The sequence below is a fragment of the uncultured Sulfitobacter sp. genome (assembly GCF_947500075.1).
Taxonomy (GTDB): domain Bacteria; phylum Pseudomonadota; class Alphaproteobacteria; order Rhodobacterales; family Rhodobacteraceae; genus Sulfitobacter.
In genome coordinates, this window is record NZ_CANMQS010000002.1 from 1 (window position 1) to 20144 (window position 20144).

Consider the following 20144-nt stretch of genomic DNA (forward strand, 5'->3'; position numbering starts at 1 on the left):
GCAGCCTTGCTGAGAGATGCTGGCTGGTATGTCAACGACAAGCGGGTCGAAAGACTGTGGCGACGAGAGGGGCTGAAAGTGCCAATGAAACAACCGAAGAAAGGGCGGCTCTGGCTGAATGATAGCTCGTGTGTTCGGTTACGGCCTGAGTATCGCAACCATGTCTGGTCTTACGACTTCGTGCATTGCCGGACCGATGACGGCAGGGCGTTCCGCACGCTGAACATCATCGATGAATACAGCCGAGAATGCTTGGCCATTCGTGTGGATCGTAAGCTCAACTCAGGCAATGTCATCGACGTCTTGAGTGATCTGTTCATCCTGCGCGGCATCCCTTCATTCATTCGCTCAGACAATGGCCCGGAGTTTGTTGCTCAGGCCGTCCAAGATTGGATCAAGGCCGTTGGCGCGAAGACCGCCTACATCGAACCAGGGTCACCTTGGGAAAACGGATACTGCGAAAGCTTCAACGCAAGGTTCCGGGACGAGTTCCTGAACGGCGAAATCTTCTACAGCCTGCCCGAGGCACAAATCCTGATTGAGGAATGGAGAAAACACTACAACACGAAACGACCACATAGTGCTCTGGGATACCGCCCACCGGCCCCAGAAACCATTGTCCAGATGGACCAAAGGCCGATCATGCACTAACAATCAAATTGGACCACTCAAGTGGGGCTGATCAGCGTTTGCTGCTCATTCACACTGTGAAGCATGCGCTGTTGGAAGACCCGTCTGGTGAATTTGAGTGTGGCGGAAGAAAACGCCGAAATTAACCGAAGAGGACGTCGAAGGGCTGAATGCTCAAGTTGGGGCAATGGTTTTTTGGCCAGACACCGCAAACCCAATAGCATGAATTGAGAGGTTGCACGATCAAGCTAGGCACTACCAACCTGTCGAACATCAAGAAGTGCAAGCTGCTGTCGAACTCAAATAGACAGTTCTACTATCACCTCGAGAACGAGGTGAACCGCGCCGGGTTTGCCGGAGGCTGATTTTTTCTAGTTACGCTGCCATGTCTGATGTTTCCAGAGCAGCGTAGAAGTTCGCCTCTGCTTCGGCTGGTGGGATACTTCCGATAGGCTCAAGCAGACGACGGTTATTGAACCAATCGAGCCATTCGAGGGTTGCATATTCCACAGCATCGAAGCTGCGCCATAGGCCACGTCGGTGAATGACCTCGGTCTTGAACAAGCCATTGATCGTCTCGGCCAGAGCGTTGTCGTAACTGTCCCTCACGCTGCCGACAGACGGTTCGATCCCAGCTTCCGCCAGTCGTTCTGTGTAGCGAATGGACAGGTATTGCGACCCGCGATTGGAGTGATGTGTCAGGCCTGACCCAGGTTGGCGTTGATGTACCTACCGCCTGTTCCAAAGCAAATCTGCCGGGAGGGGCCTTCGATGGGCGGTCGAGCTCCGTTACGCTGCGCGGCAGTCGCCGCTTGCGGCGATGAGAGCGGGGGCAAAATATGCGGACGCTTTGCGCAGGATCTCGTTGGCCTGTCTCAACTCGCGCACTTCGCGTTCCAGGCCTTCATCTTCTCGGCTTGTTCGGTGCTGATGCCGCCGCGCTCACCCCGATCCACTTCGACCTTCTTGACCTATTCATTTAGCGTTTGCGGCGCGCAGCCAATCTTCGATGAAATCGATACAATCGCCGCCCAACGGCTTTCATGCTGCCACGCGCCATCCAAAACCATCCGTACGGCACGTTCGCGCACTTCTGGTGAAGATTTGTTCGTTGTCTTGCTCATGATGCTCCATCCTACTCATGAGTTGGAGCCTCCGGCAAACCCGGTGCGATTCAGTCTCGGATTGTGGCCTTTGACCCTGAAGCCCTTTCTTGAGCAGGATCAGCAAATCCGCAGTTCTGTCATCGCGGTACGTCACAACTGGACGGCACCCATTGCGCACTTATCTGCCATTCGAGGACGTCACCCCCGACAGGGCAGTGCCTAGCTGATCCGGCCGAATGGCACACCTTCGATCAACTGCCGCAGGCCGATCGCTGCGCCGAGGAAGATCGCGCCGAGGACAAGCGGGGCGTTCAGGGTCAGGAGCGAAAAGGCTGAAATGCCCTGTCCGATGGTGCACCCCATGGCGAGCATTGCACCGGCGCCCATCAGCATCGCGCCCAGAACCTGCCGTTTCAATTCACGCGGGTCTTCGCAGGCTTCCCAGCGGAAATGGCCCTTGATCAGGCTGCCAGCAAAGGCACCGACCAGAACACCCGAGACGGACCCCACGCCAAAGCTGATCCCGCCGCCGCTTGAGGTCATCAGAAACAGCATGGTCTCTCCCAGCGGAGCAGTGAAAGTGTGGCTGTTGACCGGAAAGGCGCTGAAGCCGGTGTCCGCGACCCATTGGGTGCCGGCCCAGCCGCTGGCAATCGCCAGCCCGATCAGCACGCCCCAGAGGATGGATTTGGGGTGGGAGAGGAAGGATCTGGACAAAAGCGCCGCTCCGGTGATCAACGCGCAGATCAAAAGACCCCAGAGCGAGACGGAGATGCCCGTCAGCCCGCTCAACACCTCGGGGTAGCTGCGCGGTTCAATCGGGACCTCCGCCAGTGCCAGCGCGGACAGGCGCAGGGCCGCCAGCGGACCGGAGAGCACGCAATAAGCGCTGAGGCCCATCACCACCACCACCACGAATGACCTCAGATCGCCGCCGCCAAAGCGCGCCAGCGCGCCAAAGCCGCAATTGCCTGCCAGCGCCATGCCATAGCCGAACAACAACCCGCCCAGCACCGCAACCGCCGGGGACCAGGTGGCCTGATGATAAATGCTCTGCCCCGGATCAAGCCATCCGAATGCCACCAGAGCATAGGTGGCCAGTCCCGCCACGCCGATGGCCAGCGCCCACATCCGCAGGCGCGTGTCGTTGCCCTGATAGAGAAAATCCTCAATCGCACCCAGCGTGCAAAACCGCCCCAGCCGCGCGGCAAGGCCCAGCACAATGCCTCCTGCCGCGCCAATCAGCGCAAGCATCATTGCGTCAGAAATCTCGAATCCCATGCGGTCCCCTCCCGATTGTCTACGGGCGTGGCAAGCGCGTCAGTTGTTCTTGCAGAACAGGTCGTAGACGAGGTCGAGTATCTTGATCGCGCGTTCGTCTGTCAAACTATAGTAAATCGCCTTGCCTTCGCGGCGGGGGGAGACCAGCCCCTCCACCCGCAGACGCGACAATTGCTGGGACACGGCGGCCTGTCGGGCGGACAGCAGTTCTTCAAGCTCGGTCACGGATTTTTCGCCGGTGGCCAGATGGCACAGGATCATCAACCGTCCCTCATGGCTGATCGCCTTGAGGAAGTTGGAGGCATCGCAGGCGTTCTCCATCATCCGATCAATCTCAAGATCGGTCATGTCAGGTCGAATGGTAGGAAGTGACATTTCGCGGGTTTCGTCCAACATTTTCGGGCCCTCTTACGCGCTATTGCATCTCAAAGCAATTTGTCAGCCTGCCGCAGATCAACCGCATCCACCGCGCCTGGCGGGTCACTCTGCCCCTGCTGCGCGTTCATTTAGGAGCTTGTTGAGCAAAAACCAGAAGAATTCGTCACCCGCATAGCCTTCGATCCGAGACAGTTCCTGCCCATCTTCCACCAGCACGAAGGTCGGGGTGAACACCGGCCGGGAGGCAAAGGTGATGTCATCCGGCAGGTCCCGCAGGTCCACCCGGCGCAGTGGCGCCTCTTTGCCCTCATCCGTCTTGGGGTAGATATGGCCGATTTCGGCGTTCCACCGCGCGCACCAGTGGCAGCCGTCCTGTTCGACCATCACCAGCTCTGCCGCATAGGCAGGCAGGGCCAGGATTGCGGCCAGCAGGGACGGCAGGAGCATTCTCATCGCATTTCCGATTTGACGGGTTCAGTAAACATATAATATCTTGAATATGTAATTTGACAAGCGCTGGAGCCGGTATCGATGTTTGATGTCACGTTTTTTGGCGCGTTTGCGGGCGGTCTGATCGTCTTTTTCTCGCCCTGTGTGTTGCCGATTGTGCCCTTCTACCTCAGCTATATGGCGGGTGCTTCGATGTCTGAGATCAGTGCGGAAGGGGCCCTGGCGCCGGGTGTGCGCAGGCGGGCATTTCTGGCGTCGGTGATGTTTTCGCTGGGGATCATCACGGTGTTTGTCCTGCTGGGGGCGGCGGCCTACGGTTTGAGCCAGACCTTCCGCAGTGCCCAGACGGAGTTCCGCATTGTCGCGGCACTGATCGTGCTGGTCATGGGGCTGCATTTTCTGGGGGTGTTGCGGATCGGGTTCCTGAACCGGGTCTTTCAGATGGACGCCGGAGAGACGCAGAACATGTCGGTGCTGGGGGCCTATGTGGTGGGCTTTGCCTTTGCCGCGGGCTGGACGCCGTGCGTGGGCGGGGTGCTGACGGCGGTGGTCTTCACCGCCAGCACGGAGGCCACGGCGGCACGGGGCCTGATCCTGCTGCTGGTCTTTGGCGTGGCGATGACCGCGCCGTTTGTGGTGGCATCGCTGTTCATCGGCCCCTTTTTGAAGTTCGTCAGCCGGTTTCGCCGCCATTTGCCCAAGGTCGAAAAGGCGATGGGCCTGCTGATGATCCTCTTCGCGGTGCTCATCGCCACGGACAGCGTCAACTACATCGCGCAGTGGATGCTGGAAACCTTTCCTGTTTTTCAAGAAATCTAAGGAGGCGCACAATGAAACGACTGTTGATGGTGATCTGTCTGCTGGCGATGCCTGCATTTGCGGCGGAGTTGGGAGACGACGGGCTGCATAAAACCGACTGGATGCGCGATACCTTCAAGGACCTGCGCGAGGATCTGGAGGAGGCAAATGCCGAAGGGAAACGACTGGCCCTGATGGTGGAGCAGCGCGGCTGCATCTATTGCACCAAGATGCACGAGGAGGTCTTTCCGCGCGAAGACGTGGCCAGCTACATTCGCGACAATTTCTTTGTGGTGCAGATCAATCTGCACGGTGACACCGAAGTCACGGATTTCGACGGTGAGGTCCTGACCGAGAAACAGGCGGCGCGGAAGTGGGGGCTGCTGTTCACCCCGTCGATCCTGTTCCTGCCCCAGACCGTGGAGGAGGGCGCCACAGCGCAAAGCGCTGCGGTGGCCCTGATGCCCGGTGCCTTTGGGCCGGGGACCACGTTGGACATGTTCACCTGGGTGAGCGAAGAGCGCTATGCGCTTGAAACAGAAGAAGATTTCCAGCGCTACCACGCAAGGCGCATTCAAGAGCGTGCAGACGGTTCATTCGATTGAGGTCAGATCAAATTCAAATATCCGAATTTGATCTTGCTCAATTCCGATTCTGTGCCCTATGGTATGCGAAATAATGAATGTGTTTTGGGAGGACGCATGAAACGCTCATATCTCGCAATACTGGCTTTGGTTGCCGCACCGCTTGCGGTCTCGGCAGGGGAGATCACGCCGACGCAGGTTTCCTTCAGTGACGGATCCGTCGAGGCATCCCTGACCGGCGTGCCGGGCGATCCGGCCATGGGCCGGGAGATCGTCGGGAACAAGTCGCTGGGCAACTGCGTCGCCTGCCACGAAGTCACCGATCTGGCCGATGTGCCGTTCCACGGAGAAATCGGACCGATGCTGGACGGGGCCGGGGACCGCTGGACCGAGGCAGAACTGCGCGGCATCGTCGCCAACGCCAAGATGATGTTCGAGGACAGCCTGATGCCGTCTTTCTACAAGACCGAAGGTTTCATCCGGCCCGGCAATGCCTACACCGGCAAAGCGGCAGACGACACGTTTGGCCCGCTGCTGAACGCGCAACAAATCGAAGATGTCGTGGCCTACCTCGTCACGCTCAAGGACTAACGCCCCTCGGGGGATCAATCTGGAGGTTCAGATGGAACTGACAAGACGTAATGCAATGATTGCAGGGGCTGGCGCGCTGTTCGTGGCCGGATTGCCCATCCGGGTGTCTGCGGCGGGCGAAGATGCGATTGCCGCCTTCACGGGCGGTGCCGATGTCGGCGCAGGGGACATCACCCTGACCGCGCCCGAGATCGCGGAGAACGGCAACACCGTGCCCATCGAAGTCGCGTCCGAGACCGCAGCGGAGATCATGGTGCTGGCGCTTGGCAATCCGACACCGGCGGTGGCAACCTTCAAGTTCGGCCCCCTCTCAGGGTCACGCGCGGCGTCTACACGCATCCGCCTTGCGGGCACGCAGGACGTGATTGCAATCGCCAAGCTGGATGACGGGTCGTTCGTGCAAGCGTCCTCGACCGTCAAGGTAACAATCGGCGGCTGCGGCGGCTAATCAGGAGATTTGAGACATGGCAAAAGGTGTAAAACCCCGCGTTAAAGTGCCCAAGACGGCAGCAGCCGGTGACACGATCACCATCAAGACGCTGATCAGCCACAAGATGGAATCCGGGCAGCGCAAGGACGATGATGGCAACGTGATCCCACGGTCGATCATCAACCGCTTCACCTGCGATTTTAATGGCGAGAACGTCATTGATGTAACGCTGGAGCCGGCGATTTCGACAAACCCTTACTTCGAGTTCGAGGCAAAAGTGCCCGAAGCGGGGGAATTCAAGTTCACCTGGTATGACGATGACGGGTCGGTCTACGACACCGCCAAGAAAATCGCGATCGGGTAATCGAGACGTCTTGGGAGGGACAAACATGAAAAAGCTGACAAGCGCTTTGCTGGCCAGTGCAGTGTTCTGCACGCCGTTGATGGCCGATCCGGTGGAGGACACGCTGATCCTGAACGAAGAGATCACGATGGTCACCCGCACCGCGGCACCCGCACATGTGTCGGATGTGCTGGATGAAGTGATCTCCGGCTGGCATTTCCGCGGCACCGAGACCCGCGCCATGCAGGCCGATGATTTCGACAACCCCGGCATGATCTTTGTCGAACAGGCTGAAGAGGTCTGGAACACCGCCGACGGGTCCGAAGGCAAGTCATGTTCAAGCTGCCATGAGGGCACCGATTCCATGAAAGGTGTCCGCGCGGTCTATCCCAAGTGGAACGAAGCCGCAGGCGAAGTGCGCACGCTGGAGATGCAGGTCAACGATTGCCGCGAAAACCGGATGGGTGCGGAGAAGTGGAAATACACCGGCGGCGACATGACCAACATGGTTGCGCTGATTTCCTCCGTCTCGCGCGGTATGCCGGTGGATGTGGCCATCACCGGGCCTGCGCAATCCATGTGGGAGCAGGGCAAGGAGCTTTACTATACCCGCACGGGGCAGTTGGAACTGGCGTGTGCCTCCTGTCACGAGGACAACTACGGCAACATGATCCGCGCCGATCACCTCAGCCAGGGGCAGATCAACGGATTCCCGACCTACCGTCTGAAGAACACCAAGCTCAATTCCGTCCACGCGCGTTTCAAAGGCTGTGTGCGCGACACACGGGCAGAGACGTTCAAACCCGGCAGCCCGGAGTTTGTGGCGCTTGAGCTTTACGTTGCTTCGCGCGGCAATGGTCTGTCCGTTGAAGGGCCGTCCATCCGTAACTGACACTTGAGGGCCCTGCATGTTTGCGCATGTGGGGCTTTCTTCTCTCAAATACATTCAGGAATACGCATATGATTTCCCGGCGCGACTTTCTCCAGACCTCGATGGCCGCCAGCGCGATCCTCGGCGCGTCGGGGTTTGGGCAGTGGAGCAGACTTGCCGCCCAGCAGGCGGTCACGCAGGACCAACTGCTTGAATTTGAGACCTTCGGGAATGTCTCGCTCATCCATATCACCGACATCCATGCGCAACTGAAGCCGATCTATTTCCGTGAGCCGTCGATCAACATCGGCGTCGGCAGCAACAAGGGTGCTGTGCCTCATGTGACGGGGGCGGATTTCCGCAAGATGTACGGGATTGATGACGGGTCTTATGCCCATTACGCCCTGTCGGCGGGGGATTTCGCAGCGCTGGCCAAGGGCTACGGCCGGGTTGGGGGGCTGGACCGGGTGGCGACGGTGATTAACCAGATCAGGTCTGACCGTCCGGACGCGCTTCTGCTGGACGGTGGCGACACCTGGCACGGCAGCTACACCTGCTACCAGACCCAAGGTCAGGACATGGTCGATGTGATGAACGCGCTGAAGCCCGATGCGATGACCTTCCATTGGGAGTTCACGCTGGGGTCGGACCGGGTGAACGAGATTGTCGAAGGTCTGCCCTTTGCCGCGCTTGGTCAGAACATCTTTGACGCGGAATGGGACGAACCGGCAGAGCTGTTCCCGCCCTACCAGTTCTTTGAACGCGGCGGCGTGAAGATCGCGGTGATCGGGCAGGCGTTCCCCTATATGCCCATCGCGAACCCCGGCTGGATGTTCCCCGAATATGCCTTCGGCATCCGCGATGAGAACATGCAGGAGATGGTGGATGAGGTCCGCGCCCAAGGGGCGGAACTGGTTGTCTGCCTCAGCCACAATGGCTTTGACGTGGACAAGAAGATGGCCGGCATCGTCAAGGGCATCGACGTGATCCTGTCGGGCCATACCCATGACGCATTGCCCGAACCGGTGATGGTGGAGGATACGATCATCGTCGCGTCCGGCTCCAACGGCAAATTCGTCAGCCGGGTGGATCTGGACGTGCAGAACGGGCGCATGATGGGCTTCCGGCACAAGCTGATCCCGATCCTGTCGGATGTCATCGCGCCCGACAAGGAGGTCGCCGCCGTGATCGACGGCGTGCGCGCGCCGTTTGAGGCGCAGCTCTCGGAGGTGATCGGCCAGACCGATAGCCTGCTCTACCGCCGGGGCAACTTCAACGGCACCTGGGATGACCTGATCTGTGACGCGCTGCTGTCCGAACGCGAAGCGGACATCGCCCTGTCGCCCGGCGTGCGTTGGGGGCCATCGCTGCTGCCGGGACAGGACATCACCCGCGAGGACATCTGGAACGTCACCTCGATGACCTATGGCGCGGCCTACCGCACGGAAATGACCGGCGAATTCCTGCATGTGGTGCTGGAAGACGTGGCCGACAACCTGTTCAACCCCGACCCCTATTACCAGCAGGGCGGGGACATGGTGCGCACCGGTGGCCTTGGCTACCGCATCGACATCACCCAGCCGCAGGGCAGCCGCATCACGGAGATGACGCTGCTCAGCACCCAAGAGAAGATCGACCCCGCCAGAACCTATCAGGTGGCGGGCTGGGCATCGGTCAACGAAGGCACCGAAGGGCCGCAGATCTGGGATGTGGTGGAAAGCCATATCCGCAAGCAAGGCACGGTTTCCGTGTCACCAAATGACAGTGTGACAGTTGTCGGGGCCTGAGATCCCACAGCAGAAAGGCATTGAGATGAGCAAGAACATTCCTTCCCGCCGCGCGTTCCTGAAAGGGGCCGCTGCAACCGGAGCCGGGCTGGCGGCCAGCAGCGCTGCCGCCGCGACACCCGATCCGTTGATCACCGAGGTCCAGCCCTGGGCCTCCGGCCTTGGCGATGGTGTGGATGCCACGCCATATGGGCTGCCGATTGAGTTTGAGGACGATGTGATCCGGCGCAATGTGGAATGGCTGACGGCGGATACGATCAGTTCGATCAACTTCACGCCCATCCATGCGCTGGATGGCACGATCACCCCGCAGGGCTGCGCGTTTGAGCGGCATCATTCGGGCGCGATTGAACTGTCCAAGCCGGATTACCGCTTGATGATCAACGGCTTGGTCGACCGCCCGCTGGTCTTCTCCTACGCTGATCTGGAGCGCTTCCCGCGCGAAAACCACGTGTATTTCTGCGAATGCGCGGCCAATACGGGCATGGAATGGGCGGGCGCGCAGCTGAACGGCGCGCAGTTCACCCATGGCATGATCCACAACATGGAATACACCGGCGTGCCGCTGCGCACGATCCTGCAAGAAGCGGGGCTGGATGCCGCGGGCGACCTCAAGGACAAATGGGTCTATGTCGAAGGTGCCGATGCCTCCTCCAACGGGCGCTCCATCCCGATGGAAAAGGCGCTGGACGACGTGCTGGTCGCCTTCAAGGCCAACGGCGAAGCCCTGCGCAAGGAACACGGCTACCCTGTGCGGCTGGTGGTGCCGGGCTGGGAAGGCAACATGTGGGTCAAATGGCTGCGCCGGGTGGAGGTCATGGACGGACCCGTCGAAAGCCGCGAGGAGACCTCGAAATACACCGACACGCTGGAAGACGGCACCAGCCGCAAGTGGACATGGGCGATGGACGCGAAATCCGTCGTCACCTCACCCAGCCCGCAGGCGCCGATCACCCACGGCAAGGGGCCACTGGTCATCACCGGGCTGGCGTGGTCCGGCCGGGGCGCGATCACCCGCGTGGATGTCTCCAGGGACGGCGGCAAAAGCTGGGAAACCGCGCGGCTCGCCAAACCGGGGGAGAAGATGGCGCTGACACGGTTCTATCTGGACACCGAATGGGACGGGGAGGAGATGTTCCTGCAATCCCGCGCCATGGACGAAACCGGTTATGTCCAGCCCACCAAGACGCAGCTGCGCGAGGTGCGCGGGCTGAATTCCATCTATCACAACAACTGCATCCAGACATGGTGGGTGCGCGCCAATGGGGAGGCGGAAAATGTTGAAGTTTCTTAAGGTTACAACCGCGCTTGCGCTGCTTGCCACCCCGGCATTGGCGGGGAATTTCGGATTGGGCCGCGCGGCATTGCCGGAAGAGATCGCCGCCTGGGATCTCGATGTCAGCCCCGATGGCACCGGCTTGCCCGCAGGCTCTGGCGATGTGCTGACCGGCGAAGAGGTCTTTGCCGACAAATGTGCGGTCTGCCACGGCGATTTCGCCGAAGGCGTGGACAATTGGCCCAAGCTCGCAGGTGGCTGGGACACGCTGGCGGATGACGATCCGCTCAAGACCGTGGGCAGCTATTGGCCCTACCTGTCGACGACATGGGACTATGTGAACCGCTCCATGCCGTTTGGCGATGCGCAGTCGCTGGAGCCGGATGAGGTCTATGCGATTGTGGCCTATATCCTCTATTCCAACGATCTGGTGGATGAGGATTTCGTCCTGTCCGATGAGACGTTTGGCGATTTTGAGATGCCCAACGCGGATGGCTTCATCGTCGATGACCGGATGGAGACGGAGTTCACTCAATGGGTGGGGGAGCCCTGCATGCAGGACTGCAAGGATGAGGTGAAAGTTACCATGCGCGCCATGGTGCTGGATGTGACGCCCGAAGAAGAAGGCGCTGCCGAGGTGACCGAAGCAGCGGTTAAGGAACCAGCGGCGGAGGAGGTCACGGCGATTGATCCTGCCTTGATCGAAGCCGGAGAGAAGGTCTTCAAGAAGTGCAAATCCTGCCACCAGCTTGGTGAAGGGGCAAAGAACCGTGCAGGTCCGATCCTGACAGGCATCGTCGGCAGCCCGGCAGGGCAGGTCGACGGGTTCAAGTACTCCAAGGCGCTCACCGCAATGGCCGAGGACGGTCTGGTCTGGGATGAGGCTGCACTTACGGCATTTCTGGCCAAGCCAAAGGCCTTCATGAAGGGCACCAAGATGAGCTTTGCAGGCCTCCGCAAGGAAGAGGACCTCATTGCAATTACCGCCTACCTTCAGAGCTTTAACGAGTGATGTTGTTGCGTTCTCTCCTCCCTGCCGTGCTGGCCATGGTTCATATGGCCGGCACGGCCTTTTCCGAAGATCTTGGTGATGCTGAGGCGGGCGCAAAGGTCTTTGCAAAGTGCAAGGGCTGTCACGAGGTGGGTCAGGGCGCGACAGACCGGATCGGTCCGCATCTGAACGGTATCTTTGGCCGCAAGGCGGCGGCGCATGCGGGCTATGCCTATTCCAAATCAATGGAGCGGGCAGGGGCGGACGGGTTGGTCTGGACCGCCGAAACCCTCGACGCCTATTTCGAAAACCCAAGGGCGCTTGTCTCCAAGACACGGATGAGCTTTCGCGGGTTGAAAAGCGCGCAGGACCGCAGCAACCTTTTGGCCTACCTGCGGGATTTCTCGGACAACCCGGCGGACATTCCCGAAGCCGAGCCGACGGCTTTGCCGACCGACCACGACATCGACCCTGCGATCCTCGCGCTGGAGGGGGACCCGGAGTTTGGGGAGTATCTGGCAAGCGAATGCCTGACCTGCCACCAGTCCGATGGCAGTGCCGAAGGCATCCCCTCCATCACCCTGTGGCCGACGGAGGATTTCGTGATCGCCATGTACGCCTACAAGCGAAAACTACGCCCGCATCCTGTGATGCAGATGATGGCGGGCCGCCTGAATGACGAAGAGATCGCAGCTCTGGCTGCATATTTCAAAGGCCTCGATCAATAAGACGAAGCGCAATTTCTGGGAGGAAATGACATGACTTTTAACAGACGTATGTTTTTGGGCACGGGTGCTGCGGCCGCAGCGGCCTTGAGTGCGCCAGCCGTGTTGGCCGATGGTCATGGCAAACCACGGGTTGTGGTGATTGGCGGCGGTGCGGGCGGGGCGACCGCCGCGCGTTACATCGCCAAGGACAGCAAGGGGGAGGTTGCCGTCACGCTGATCGAACCCTCGCGGACCTATTTCACCTGCTTCTTCTCCAACCTCTATCTGGGGGGCTTCAAGGAGATTGACGATCTGGGCCACAACTACGGCACGCTGGCGGCGAAATACGGGATCAACGTGGTGCATGACTGGGCCGTGGATGTGGACCGCGATGCCAAGACGGTCAGCCTCGCCGGGGGGGGCGTGCTGCCTTATGACAAGCTGATCCTCAGCCCCGGCATCGATTTTGTCGATGGCGCCGTGGACGGCTGGGACCTGAGCGCGCAGAACGCGATGCCCCATGCCTATAAAGGCGGATCGCAGACCGAACTGCTGAAGGCGCAGGTCATGGCCATGCCCGAAGGCGGCACCTTTGCGATGGTCGCCCCGCCCAACCCCTACCGCTGCCCTCCGGGGCCGTATGAGCGGATCTCCATGATCGCGCATCAGTTGAAAGCCAACAACCCCACGGCCAAGATCATCGTTGCGGATCCCAAGCCGAAGTTCTCCAAGATGGCGCTGTTTCAGGAAGGCTGGGCGGATCACTATGACGGCATGATCGACTGGATCGGTGAGGATTTCGGGGGCGGTGATGTCTCTGTCGATCCTGCTGCGATGACGGTGACCATCGACGGCGAGGAAACCAAGGTCGATGTTTGTAACGTCATTCCGGCCATGAAAGCAGGTCGGATCGCAGAGATGGCCGGCGTGACCGATGGCAACTGGGCGCCTGTGAATGCCGCTGACATGTCGTCGAAGGCGGATGCGGATGTCTATGTGCTGGGCGATGCGTCCCAGCAGGGTGATATGCCGAAATCGGGCTTCTCTGCCAACAGCCAGGCGAAGGTCTGCGCCAACGCGGTGCGCGGCGCGCTGACCGGCTCCAAGGTGTTCCCGGCCAAGTTCTCCAACACCTGCTGGTCGCTGATCGACACCAATGATGGCGTCAAGGTCGGCGCCACCTATGAAGCCACGGACGAAAAGATCGCCAAGGTGGACGGATTTATCTCTGCCACCGGGGAAAGCGCTGACCTGCGCAAGGCGACCTATGAGGAATCCGAAGGCTGGTACGCCGGTATTACCTCGGACATGTTCAGCTGAAAAGCCACCCGGACCTGACAAATGTCAAGGTCCGGGTGCGGCACCCTCTGTAGGAGTATTCCATCAGAGGAAAATGGGGGATGAGACGATGAGGAAAGCGATATGCGCGGCCCTGTTGGCGATGACGGCAAGTGCTGCAACCGCCGGGGATCAGGCGGTGACCTATCCGTTTGACGGCAGTTTTGAGGACGCGACCTTTGCCGTGGAAAGTGCGATTGTGGGCCGGGGGCTGGTGATTGATTACGTCAGCCACACCGGTGAAATGCTCAACCGCACAGGCGCAGACGTGGGCAGCACCAAGCCGCTCTTTGCCGAAGCCGACATCTTTTTGTTCTGTTCTGCCAAGCTGTCGCGCAAGGTGATGGAAGCAGACCCCATGAACATCGCCCATTGTCCCTATGGCATCTTCGTCGCCGATCAGGCAGGGGAGGTCATGGTGGGCTACCGTCAATATCCACAAGGCGAGATGCAGGACGTGCAGGCGCTTTTGGACAGCATCGTGAAAGAGGCGATGGAGTAAATGAACTACCAGACTTTCTTTGCCGACCGTCTTGATGCGCTCAAGGCCGAAGGCAACTATCGCGTGTTTGCCGAGCTTGAGCGGCGCTGCGGAGACTTTCCCCATGCGGCCAACCACGGGGGCGGCACCACCAAACCCGTCACCATCTGGTGTTCGAACGATTATCTGGGCATGGGCCAGCACCCCAAGGTGCTGACCGCGATGCACGAGGCACTTGACCGCTGCGGCGCAGGCGCAGGGGGCACGCGCAACATCTCCGGCACGACGCATGACCATGTGCTGCTGGAGGCAGAACTGGCGGACCTGCACGGCAAGGAAGATGCGCTCTTGTTCACCTCCGGCTATGTGTCGAATTGGGCCGCGCTGGGCACATTGGCCGCGCGCATCCCGGATTGTCTGGTGCTGTCAGATGCGCTCAACCATGCCTCCATGATCGAAGGCATCCGCCATTCCAAGGCGGACCGGGTGATCTGGAGACACAACGATCTGGCCGATCTCGAAGCCAAGCTGGCCGCGCAACCGCTGGACCGGCCCAAGCTGATCGCCTTTGAAAGCGTCTATTCCATGGACGGGGACATCGCGCCGATCAAGGAGATTTGCGATCTGGCGGACAGATACAATGCCATGACCTATCTCGATGAGGTGCATGCCGTGGGCCTTTACGGCCCGCGCGGCGGCGGCATTGCAGAACGCGAAGGGCTGATGGACCGCCTGACAGTGATCGAAGGCACGCTTGGCAAGGCCTTTGGCGTGATGGGGGGCTATATCGCCGCGTCAGCCGATCTGTGCGACTTCGTGCGCAGCTTTGCCAGTGGGTTTATCTTTACCACGGCCATCCCGCCTGCTGTGGCTGCGGGGGCTGCGGCGTCGATCCGGCACTTGAAAACCTCGCAGGTTGAGCGCGCGGCGCATCAGGCCAAGGTGGCCGATTTGCGCGCGCGGCTGGATGCACAGGGCATCCCCCATGAACGCAACCCCAGCCACATCATCCCGGTGATGGTGGGCGATCCGGTGAAGTGCAAATACATCTCCGACCTGCTGCTCAAGGATTACGGCATCTACATCCAGCCCATCAACTATCCCACCGTGCCCAAGGGCACTGAGCGGCTGCGCATCACCCCGTCGCCGGTGCATTCGGAGGCGGATATGGATCAGCTTGTCACCGCGCTGGGCGCGCTGTGGACCCAATGCGAACTGGCCCGGATGCCGCTGGCAGCGCAGTGATTTGACCCACATCAAGGTCGCGCCGGGCAGGGGTTGGTAAAGACCCCCCAAGCGAAAGGTCTGACGATGTTGGAAACCCTGATTGACAGGTTTGGTGACGGCGCGGTGCTGATGATGGCGGGGGCCATCGTCGGCATCGTCTTTGGCGTGGCCGCACAGCATTCACGGTTCTGCCTGCGCGCCGCCACGGTGGAGCTGTCCGAAGGACAGGTGGGCGGCAGGCTGTCGGTCTGGCTGATCGCCTTCAGCGCGGCTGTGCTGTTGGTGCAGGGGGCGATTGCCCTTGGCGCGCTGGATGTCTCGGAGGCGCGGCAACTAGCGGCCACCGGCAGCATGTCAGGTGCGATCATTGGTGGATTGCTGTTTGGCGTCGGCATGATCCTTGCGCGCGGCTGTGCCAGCCGTCTGCTGGTGCTGTCGGCCACGGGCAACCTGCGGGCGATCCTGACGGGGCTGGTGCTGACGCTGGTCGCGCAGGCCTCTTTGCGCGGGGTGCTGGCCCCGATGCGCGAAGCGCTGGCGGGGCTGTGGCTGGTGCCGGGCGGAGAGGCGCGCAACATGCTGGTGCAGCTTGGCCTGTCTTCGGGCGTTGCGGCCGCTGTGGCGGGGCTGGCCGTTATGGTGGCAATTGCGTTTGCGCTGCGGTTTGAGGTTCAGGCCACCCGGATCATCGCGGCGGTCTTCGTTGGCGGTGCCGTGGCGCTGGGCTGGCTGCTGACCTATGCCATCGCGCAGACCTCATTCGAGGTTGTCCCGATCTCTTCGGTCACCTTCACCGGCCCTTCCACGGACACACTGATGGGGCTGGTCAATGCCACCGATCTGCCGCTCAGCTTTGGCGTCGGGCTGGTGCCGGGGGTTTTTGCCGGGGCAGGGGTGATGGCCCTGATCGCGCGGGAGGCCAAGATCGAACGCTTTGGCCCCGACACCCCGATGGAGCGTTACCTGATCGGTGCGGTGCTGATGGGATTTGGCAGCATGCTGGCAGGCGGCTGCGCCGTGGGGGCAGGTATGTCAGGCGGATCGGTCTTTGCCATCACCGCATGGGTCGCGGTGTTCTGCATGTGGGTCGGCGCAATGGCCACGAACCGCCTGCTGGCGCATGCGCCTTCTGCCACCGTGGCCTGAGCGCTTACTCAAACTCCATCTGTTCAAACACCCGTCCGGCGTTTTTGGTCGCCAACTCCTCAAACGTATCAAGATGCGCGTAGGCCGATTGATCGACGTAATAGGCATCGGCCAGCCCGCCGCCTGCCTCCAGATGCGCGCCGATCTGGGCGCGCAGATGCTCCAGATACCCTTTGGTGTAGCGCCGCACCTGCGCCATGTTGGTCGGGTGCCCGTGGCCGGGGATCACATAGGTGGCCTCCAGCGCTTCGAATGCGGTGTCCCAAGTCTCCAGCCAGTCGGCGGTGTAGGTATGCTCGAAGATCGGCAGCATCCGCTCGTGAAAGGCCATGTCGCCTGCGATGACGAGGCTTTGTTCCGGCAGCCAGACGACGATGTCGCCCGGTGAATGCGCAGGGCCCAGATAGCGCGCCTCGATCCGGAAATCGCCCATCTCGACGATGTATTCCTCCTCAAAGGTCTCTGTCGGGCCTTGCAGCACCGTGCCTTCGGCCCTGTCCCGGTTGTAGCGTTTCATGCCTTCCAGAATAGAACCGCCGTATTCCGCCACTTCCTCTGCCGCATCCACATGGGCAATGACCGGCACGCCCAGGTCCGTCCAATAGTTATTGCCCAGAACCGCGTGGCCCTGGCCGTTCTCGTTGAAGACCATCTTCACCGGCTGATCGGTCACCGCCTTGATCTCTTCATGCAGGGCCTTGGCCAACCCGTAGGCCGCACCGCCGTTGATCACCACAACACCGTCCCCGGTGACAATGAAGCTGAGGTTGTTGTTATGGCCTGCGTTTTCATAGGTTGGCGGCGCAGTGGCCCCGATGGCAGAGAACACACCGGGGATCACCTCAACCGGTTTGTCATAGAGCAGGGAAGCCGGGTATTTGTCCGCGATGTCCTCGCTCGCCCAGGCAGGGGCGGCGATCATGAGGGGGAGAAGCCAGCGCATCACGATCCCTCCGCCACAAAACGATACGCCGTGCCCGCGCGTTCCACCCGGCCCAAGCCCCCGTCCGGCAGGTGAAAGCCCAGAAGCGTCATCTGATCCGTCGCCAGTTGGTCCAGCAGCCGCACCCGCGTCTGCGCGCCCAGTTGCGGGTCCTGATCGCTTCCGCTGGCCCATTCGGGGCGGGCGAAGGCAACGTGGTGGTTGCCGATGGCATCGCCGCCCACCATCAGCGCATCCGATCCATCGCGGATCTCAAACGACATGTGGCCCGGTGTGTGGCCGAAGGTGGCATGGGCCATGACGCCGGGCAGAACTTCCTGCCCGTCGCTGATCATACGCATCTGGTCCGCAACCGCCTCCAGCCGCCGCGCGGCGCCCACGGCAAAGGAGGCGCGCGCCTCTCCGATGGTGTTGACGGTGTCTGGGTCGGTCCAGTAGTCCCATTCGCCTTGTCCGATCATCAGGGTGGCATTGGGAAAGACCAGATCGTCAAAATCATCCAGAATGCCCCACAGGTGGTCGGGATGGGCATGGGTAAAGATCACATCGGTGATGTCGCCCGCCGTCAGATCAAGCGCGTCCAGACTGTCCAGCATCATGCCCGCCGTTGGCATGAACCCACTGCCGGAGCCTGCGTCAAAGAGCACATTCCGGTCGCCCTGCCGCAACAGCGTCAGATTGCAGGGCGGCTCAAGCTGCGCCTGTGTCAGGCCGTGACGGGCAAGGATGGGGGCAAGCTCATCTTCCGGCAGATCTTCAAAGAACATCGCACCCGGCAGGGTCAGATGGCCATCGCTGATGCTGTGGATGACGCTGCTTTGGAGGGTGATCGTGGTCTCCGCAAGGGAGATCGACGGGATGCCGTAGGCGGCAAGACTGCCCAGCCCCAGCAGGGTCTGCCTGCGGTCGATCTGCATGTTCTGTTCTCCCCCCAAACAAATTCCTCTTTTTGAATGTGACATGCCTCTCGCCGCAAGACAAGAGGGCTATCGCGGTTCGATCTGAATACGGGTTCGGACAGAATTTGCCAGATAGCACCGCGCATGCGCCTCTGCGTGCAGCGTGGTCAGGGCGTCCGGCGCTGGCCCGTTTCCCGCCCATTGGACCTGAGGGCGCAATGTAACGGTGCTGACCCACTGGTTGCCGGTCGCGTTGCCCGCCATCACGCCTTCGGCGCAATCATGGTATGTCAAAACGACGTGTCCTGCCTGCCGCGCAATGTCCAGAAACCACAGCATATGGCATGCGGACAGCGCCGCGATATAGGCCTCCTCCGGGTCCACGTTCTTGGGATCGGCGAAAGGTTCTCGTACAATATGCGGGGAGGCCGACGCGGGAACGCGCGCGCCGCCGTCAAAGGACCACAGATGCGATCGGCTGTATCTGCCTTTGCTGAAGTATCCGCCATCCAAAGACCATTCCACAACTGCCCTGTGTACTGCGTCACCCATTACATTCTCCTGTCAATCCGGTTGCTACGCAATGGGTAGCATGTATATACGCTACTGATTAAGTAGCAAGAGGACTTGACGATGTCCGTATTGGCAAGTGGTGCGGCGCTGTTGGCGTCAGTGGGGTGGGCATCTGCGATTGTATTGGCCGAACGGCCTGCGCGGGCGCTCGGGGCGTTTGACTTCACCCGGATCCAGCTGATCATCTGCGCAACAGCCGCCTGCGGCATCTGCACCGCCTTTGGCCTGTGGCAGTCGGTGCAGCTGAGCGATTGGCCTGCATATGCCGTCAGTGCCTGTGTCGGCGTGATCATCGGCAATCTGGCAATGGTTGGCTGCCTGCGCCTTGGTGGCCCCCGCCGGGCCGAGCTCTTGGTTTCGATGAAGGCGCTTGTGATCGGCGTGATTGCCTTTTTCTGGTTTGGCGAACTGCCCGACCCGCTTGAGCTTCTGGGGGCGGCCCTCGTGCTCATCGGCATTCTGCTGGCCATTGCGCCGGATCCGGAAGAACGCCGACATGCCGCACCGCTGTGGCAGGTCATCGCCCTCGGTGTGATCGCAACCGTCAGTCAGAGCCTTGGCTTTCTGGTCGTGAAACCCGCCCTGACGGCCGGTGCGGACCCGATTGCGGTCACCGCGATCCGGCTGTCGGGGGCGGCGGTGTTGATCGCGCTTGCGGCTCCTGTTTTGGGGGCACGGTTGGCAACGGGCGCGGCCAAGACCCCCGGCATGATTGCAGCCGCCGCTGTGCCCGGCTTGATGGGGTATGTGCTGTGTTCGTCTTTGCTGTTGTATGCGCTGGCCAATATGGATGCCGCCGTGGCGTCAGTGTTGGGATCCCTTTCGCCGGTGCTGGTGCTGCCGATCCTCTGGCGTCGCAACGGTGCCCGTCCCACCGCGCGCAGCGCCGGGGGCGCATTGGCTTGCTGCCTTGGCATCGCGCTGATCCTGTCTGGCGGCTGACAGGGCGGCCCGCCGGGCTAGCCCGGATCGCCCGACCCGATGTGGCTCGCCCACCGGTGGGAGAACGCATCCAGGGGCCGCATTTGCGCCAGCAGATCCTTTCCCAGCGGGCTGAGCGCATAGCCGTCGGAGCCATGTTCCACAAAGCCGGCTTCGCGCAACTCCTTCAGCCGCCGGTTCAGCACCGTGGGAGAGACCGCGTCACAGGCGTCTTGCAGCTTGCGAAAGGTCAGGGGGCCGTCCGCCAGTTGCCAGATCACCCCCTGCGCCCAGCTGCGCCCCAGCAGGTCGAAAAGCGCCATCACGGGTTTGCCGGTCTTTGATCCGCGGACCGGCGCGCCGGGTTTGGGGATTTTGGTGGTCAAGACATCC

Annotated in this window: 23 protein-coding genes and 2 pseudogenes; 16 read left to right on the forward strand and 9 right to left on the reverse strand. The window is 60.9% G+C overall.

Annotated elements, in window-relative coordinates:
- Window positions 1-651: IS3 family transposase (locus Q1A91_RS04880; RefSeq protein ID WP_299873743.1), on the forward strand; the 651-nt coding region annotated here is incomplete at its 5' end.
- A 354-nt stretch (window positions 652-1005) separates the two neighbouring features.
- Here the strand turns inward: Q1A91_RS04880 and Q1A91_RS04885 are convergent.
- The 5 genes and pseudogenes from Q1A91_RS04885 to Q1A91_RS04905 form a co-directional block, all read right to left on the reverse strand.
- A pseudogene (locus tag Q1A91_RS04885) lies at window positions 1006-1359 on the reverse strand (integrase core domain-containing protein); the annotation flags it as partial.
- 105 nt (window positions 1360-1464) lie between these two features.
- Window positions 1465-1754 (reverse strand): annotated as a pseudogene (locus tag Q1A91_RS04890) (transposase); the annotation flags it as partial.
- 201 nt (window positions 1755-1955) lie between these two features.
- Window positions 1956-3017 (reverse strand): YeeE/YedE family protein, encoded by a 1062-nt coding sequence (locus Q1A91_RS04895; protein ID WP_299873746.1) that lies wholly within the window; start codon window positions 3015-3017, stop codon window positions 1956-1958.
- A gap of 39 nt (window positions 3018-3056) precedes the next feature.
- On the reverse strand, window positions 3057-3392 hold the full coding sequence (locus tag Q1A91_RS04900; RefSeq protein ID WP_299873749.1) for a helix-turn-helix transcriptional regulator: 336 nt from the start codon (window positions 3390-3392) through the stop codon (window positions 3057-3059).
- A gap of 105 nt (window positions 3393-3497) precedes the next feature.
- Window positions 3498-3842, reverse strand: coding sequence for a hypothetical protein (locus tag Q1A91_RS04905; RefSeq protein WP_367278646.1), 345 nt, complete (start codon window positions 3840-3842; stop codon window positions 3498-3500).
- A gap of 84 nt (window positions 3843-3926) precedes the next feature.
- Between Q1A91_RS04905 and Q1A91_RS04910 the strand changes: the two genes are divergently transcribed.
- The 14 genes from Q1A91_RS04910 (at window position 3927) to Q1A91_RS04975 (ending at window position 16415) form a co-directional block, all read left to right on the forward strand.
- Window positions 3927-4664: a cytochrome c biogenesis CcdA family protein gene (locus Q1A91_RS04910; RefSeq protein WP_299873756.1), complete on the forward strand. Its 738-nt coding sequence runs from the start codon at window positions 3927-3929 to the stop codon at window positions 4662-4664.
- 11 nt (window positions 4665-4675) lie between these two features.
- Window positions 4676-5248: a thioredoxin family protein gene (locus Q1A91_RS04915; RefSeq protein WP_299873759.1), complete on the forward strand. Its 573-nt coding sequence runs from the start codon at window positions 4676-4678 to the stop codon at window positions 5246-5248.
- Window positions 5249-5344: 96 nt separating this feature from the next.
- Window positions 5345-5818, forward strand: a complete 474-nt coding sequence (gene soxX / locus Q1A91_RS04920; RefSeq protein ID WP_299873762.1) for a sulfur oxidation c-type cytochrome SoxX — start codon at window positions 5345-5347, stop codon at window positions 5816-5818.
- Window positions 5819-5849: 31 nt separating this feature from the next.
- Window positions 5850-6266: a thiosulfate oxidation carrier protein SoxY gene (gene soxY, locus Q1A91_RS04925; RefSeq protein ID WP_299873764.1), complete on the forward strand. Its 417-nt coding sequence runs from the start codon at window positions 5850-5852 to the stop codon at window positions 6264-6266.
- Between the two features lie 16 nt (window positions 6267-6282).
- Complete coding sequence (gene soxZ / locus Q1A91_RS04930) at window positions 6283-6612, forward strand: thiosulfate oxidation carrier complex protein SoxZ (protein ID WP_299873767.1); 330 nt, start codon at window positions 6283-6285, stop codon at window positions 6610-6612.
- A 25-nt stretch (window positions 6613-6637) separates the two neighbouring features.
- A complete protein-coding gene (gene soxA, locus Q1A91_RS04935) occupies window positions 6638-7483 on the forward strand; it encodes a sulfur oxidation c-type cytochrome SoxA (protein ID WP_299873771.1) in 846 nt (281 codons plus the stop codon).
- Window positions 7484-7551: 68 nt separating this feature from the next.
- Window positions 7552-9249, forward strand: coding sequence for a thiosulfohydrolase SoxB (soxB, locus tag Q1A91_RS04940; RefSeq protein ID WP_299873774.1), 1698 nt, complete (start codon window positions 7552-7554; stop codon window positions 9247-9249).
- Between the two features lie 25 nt (window positions 9250-9274).
- The gene (gene soxC, locus Q1A91_RS04945; RefSeq protein WP_299873777.1) at window positions 9275-10543 is read left to right on the forward strand and encodes a sulfite dehydrogenase; all 1269 of its coding nucleotides are present in this window, start codon (window positions 9275-9277) and stop codon (window positions 10541-10543) included.
- Window positions 10527-11537 (forward strand): c-type cytochrome, encoded by a 1011-nt coding sequence (locus Q1A91_RS04950; RefSeq protein ID WP_299873780.1) that lies wholly within the window; start codon window positions 10527-10529, stop codon window positions 11535-11537. Before soxC ends, Q1A91_RS04950 begins: the two co-directional genes overlap by 17 nt.
- Complete coding sequence (locus Q1A91_RS04955) at window positions 11537-12244, forward strand: c-type cytochrome (RefSeq protein WP_299873783.1); 708 nt, start codon at window positions 11537-11539, stop codon at window positions 12242-12244. Before Q1A91_RS04950 ends, Q1A91_RS04955 begins: the two co-directional genes overlap by 1 nt.
- A 30-nt stretch (window positions 12245-12274) precedes the next feature.
- Window positions 12275-13543 carry an NAD(P)/FAD-dependent oxidoreductase gene (locus Q1A91_RS04960; RefSeq protein WP_299873786.1) on the forward strand — a complete coding sequence of 423 codons (1269 nt, stop codon included), beginning with the start codon at window positions 12275-12277 and terminating at the stop codon, window positions 13541-13543.
- Window positions 13544-13631: 88 nt separating this feature from the next.
- The gene (locus Q1A91_RS04965; protein WP_299873789.1) at window positions 13632-14063 is read left to right on the forward strand and encodes a DUF302 domain-containing protein; all 432 of its coding nucleotides are present in this window, start codon (window positions 13632-13634) and stop codon (window positions 14061-14063) included.
- Window positions 14064-15287: a 5-aminolevulinate synthase gene (hemA, locus tag Q1A91_RS04970; RefSeq protein ID WP_299873791.1), complete on the forward strand. Its 1224-nt coding sequence runs from the start codon at window positions 14064-14066 to the stop codon at window positions 15285-15287.
- 66 nt (window positions 15288-15353) lie between these two features.
- Window positions 15354-16415, forward strand: coding sequence for a YeeE/YedE family protein (locus Q1A91_RS04975; protein WP_299873794.1), 1062 nt, complete (start codon window positions 15354-15356; stop codon window positions 16413-16415).
- Window positions 16416-16419: 4 nt separating this feature from the next.
- On the opposite strand, the gene Q1A91_RS04980 is transcribed toward Q1A91_RS04975, so the two are convergent.
- The 3 genes from Q1A91_RS04980 to Q1A91_RS04990 all read right to left on the reverse strand — a co-directional run bounded on the left by Q1A91_RS04980 (window position 16420) and on the right by Q1A91_RS04990 (window position 18809).
- Window positions 16420-17358: an MBL fold metallo-hydrolase gene (locus Q1A91_RS04980; protein WP_299873797.1), complete on the reverse strand. Its 939-nt coding sequence runs from the start codon at window positions 17356-17358 to the stop codon at window positions 16420-16422.
- Window positions 17358-18275, reverse strand: a complete 918-nt coding sequence (locus Q1A91_RS04985) for an MBL fold metallo-hydrolase (RefSeq protein WP_299873800.1) — start codon at window positions 18273-18275, stop codon at window positions 17358-17360. Before Q1A91_RS04985 ends, Q1A91_RS04980 begins: the two co-directional genes overlap by 1 nt.
- Window positions 18276-18344: 69 nt before the next feature.
- Window positions 18345-18809, reverse strand: a complete 465-nt coding sequence (locus Q1A91_RS04990; protein WP_299873803.1) for an OsmC family protein — start codon at window positions 18807-18809, stop codon at window positions 18345-18347.
- An 81-nt stretch (window positions 18810-18890) separates the two neighbouring features.
- On the opposite strand from Q1A91_RS04990, the gene Q1A91_RS04995 reads away from it, so the two are divergent.
- Window positions 18891-19772, forward strand: coding sequence for a DMT family transporter (locus Q1A91_RS04995; RefSeq protein WP_299873806.1), 882 nt, complete (start codon window positions 18891-18893; stop codon window positions 19770-19772).
- Window positions 19773-19789: 17 nt separating this feature from the next.
- Here the strand turns inward: Q1A91_RS04995 and Q1A91_RS05000 are convergent, their stop codons facing one another.
- Window positions 19790-20137, reverse strand: a complete 348-nt coding sequence (locus tag Q1A91_RS05000) for a helix-turn-helix domain-containing protein (RefSeq protein ID WP_299873808.1) — start codon at window positions 20135-20137, stop codon at window positions 19790-19792.
- Between the last annotated feature and the right edge of the window lie 7 nt (window positions 20138-20144).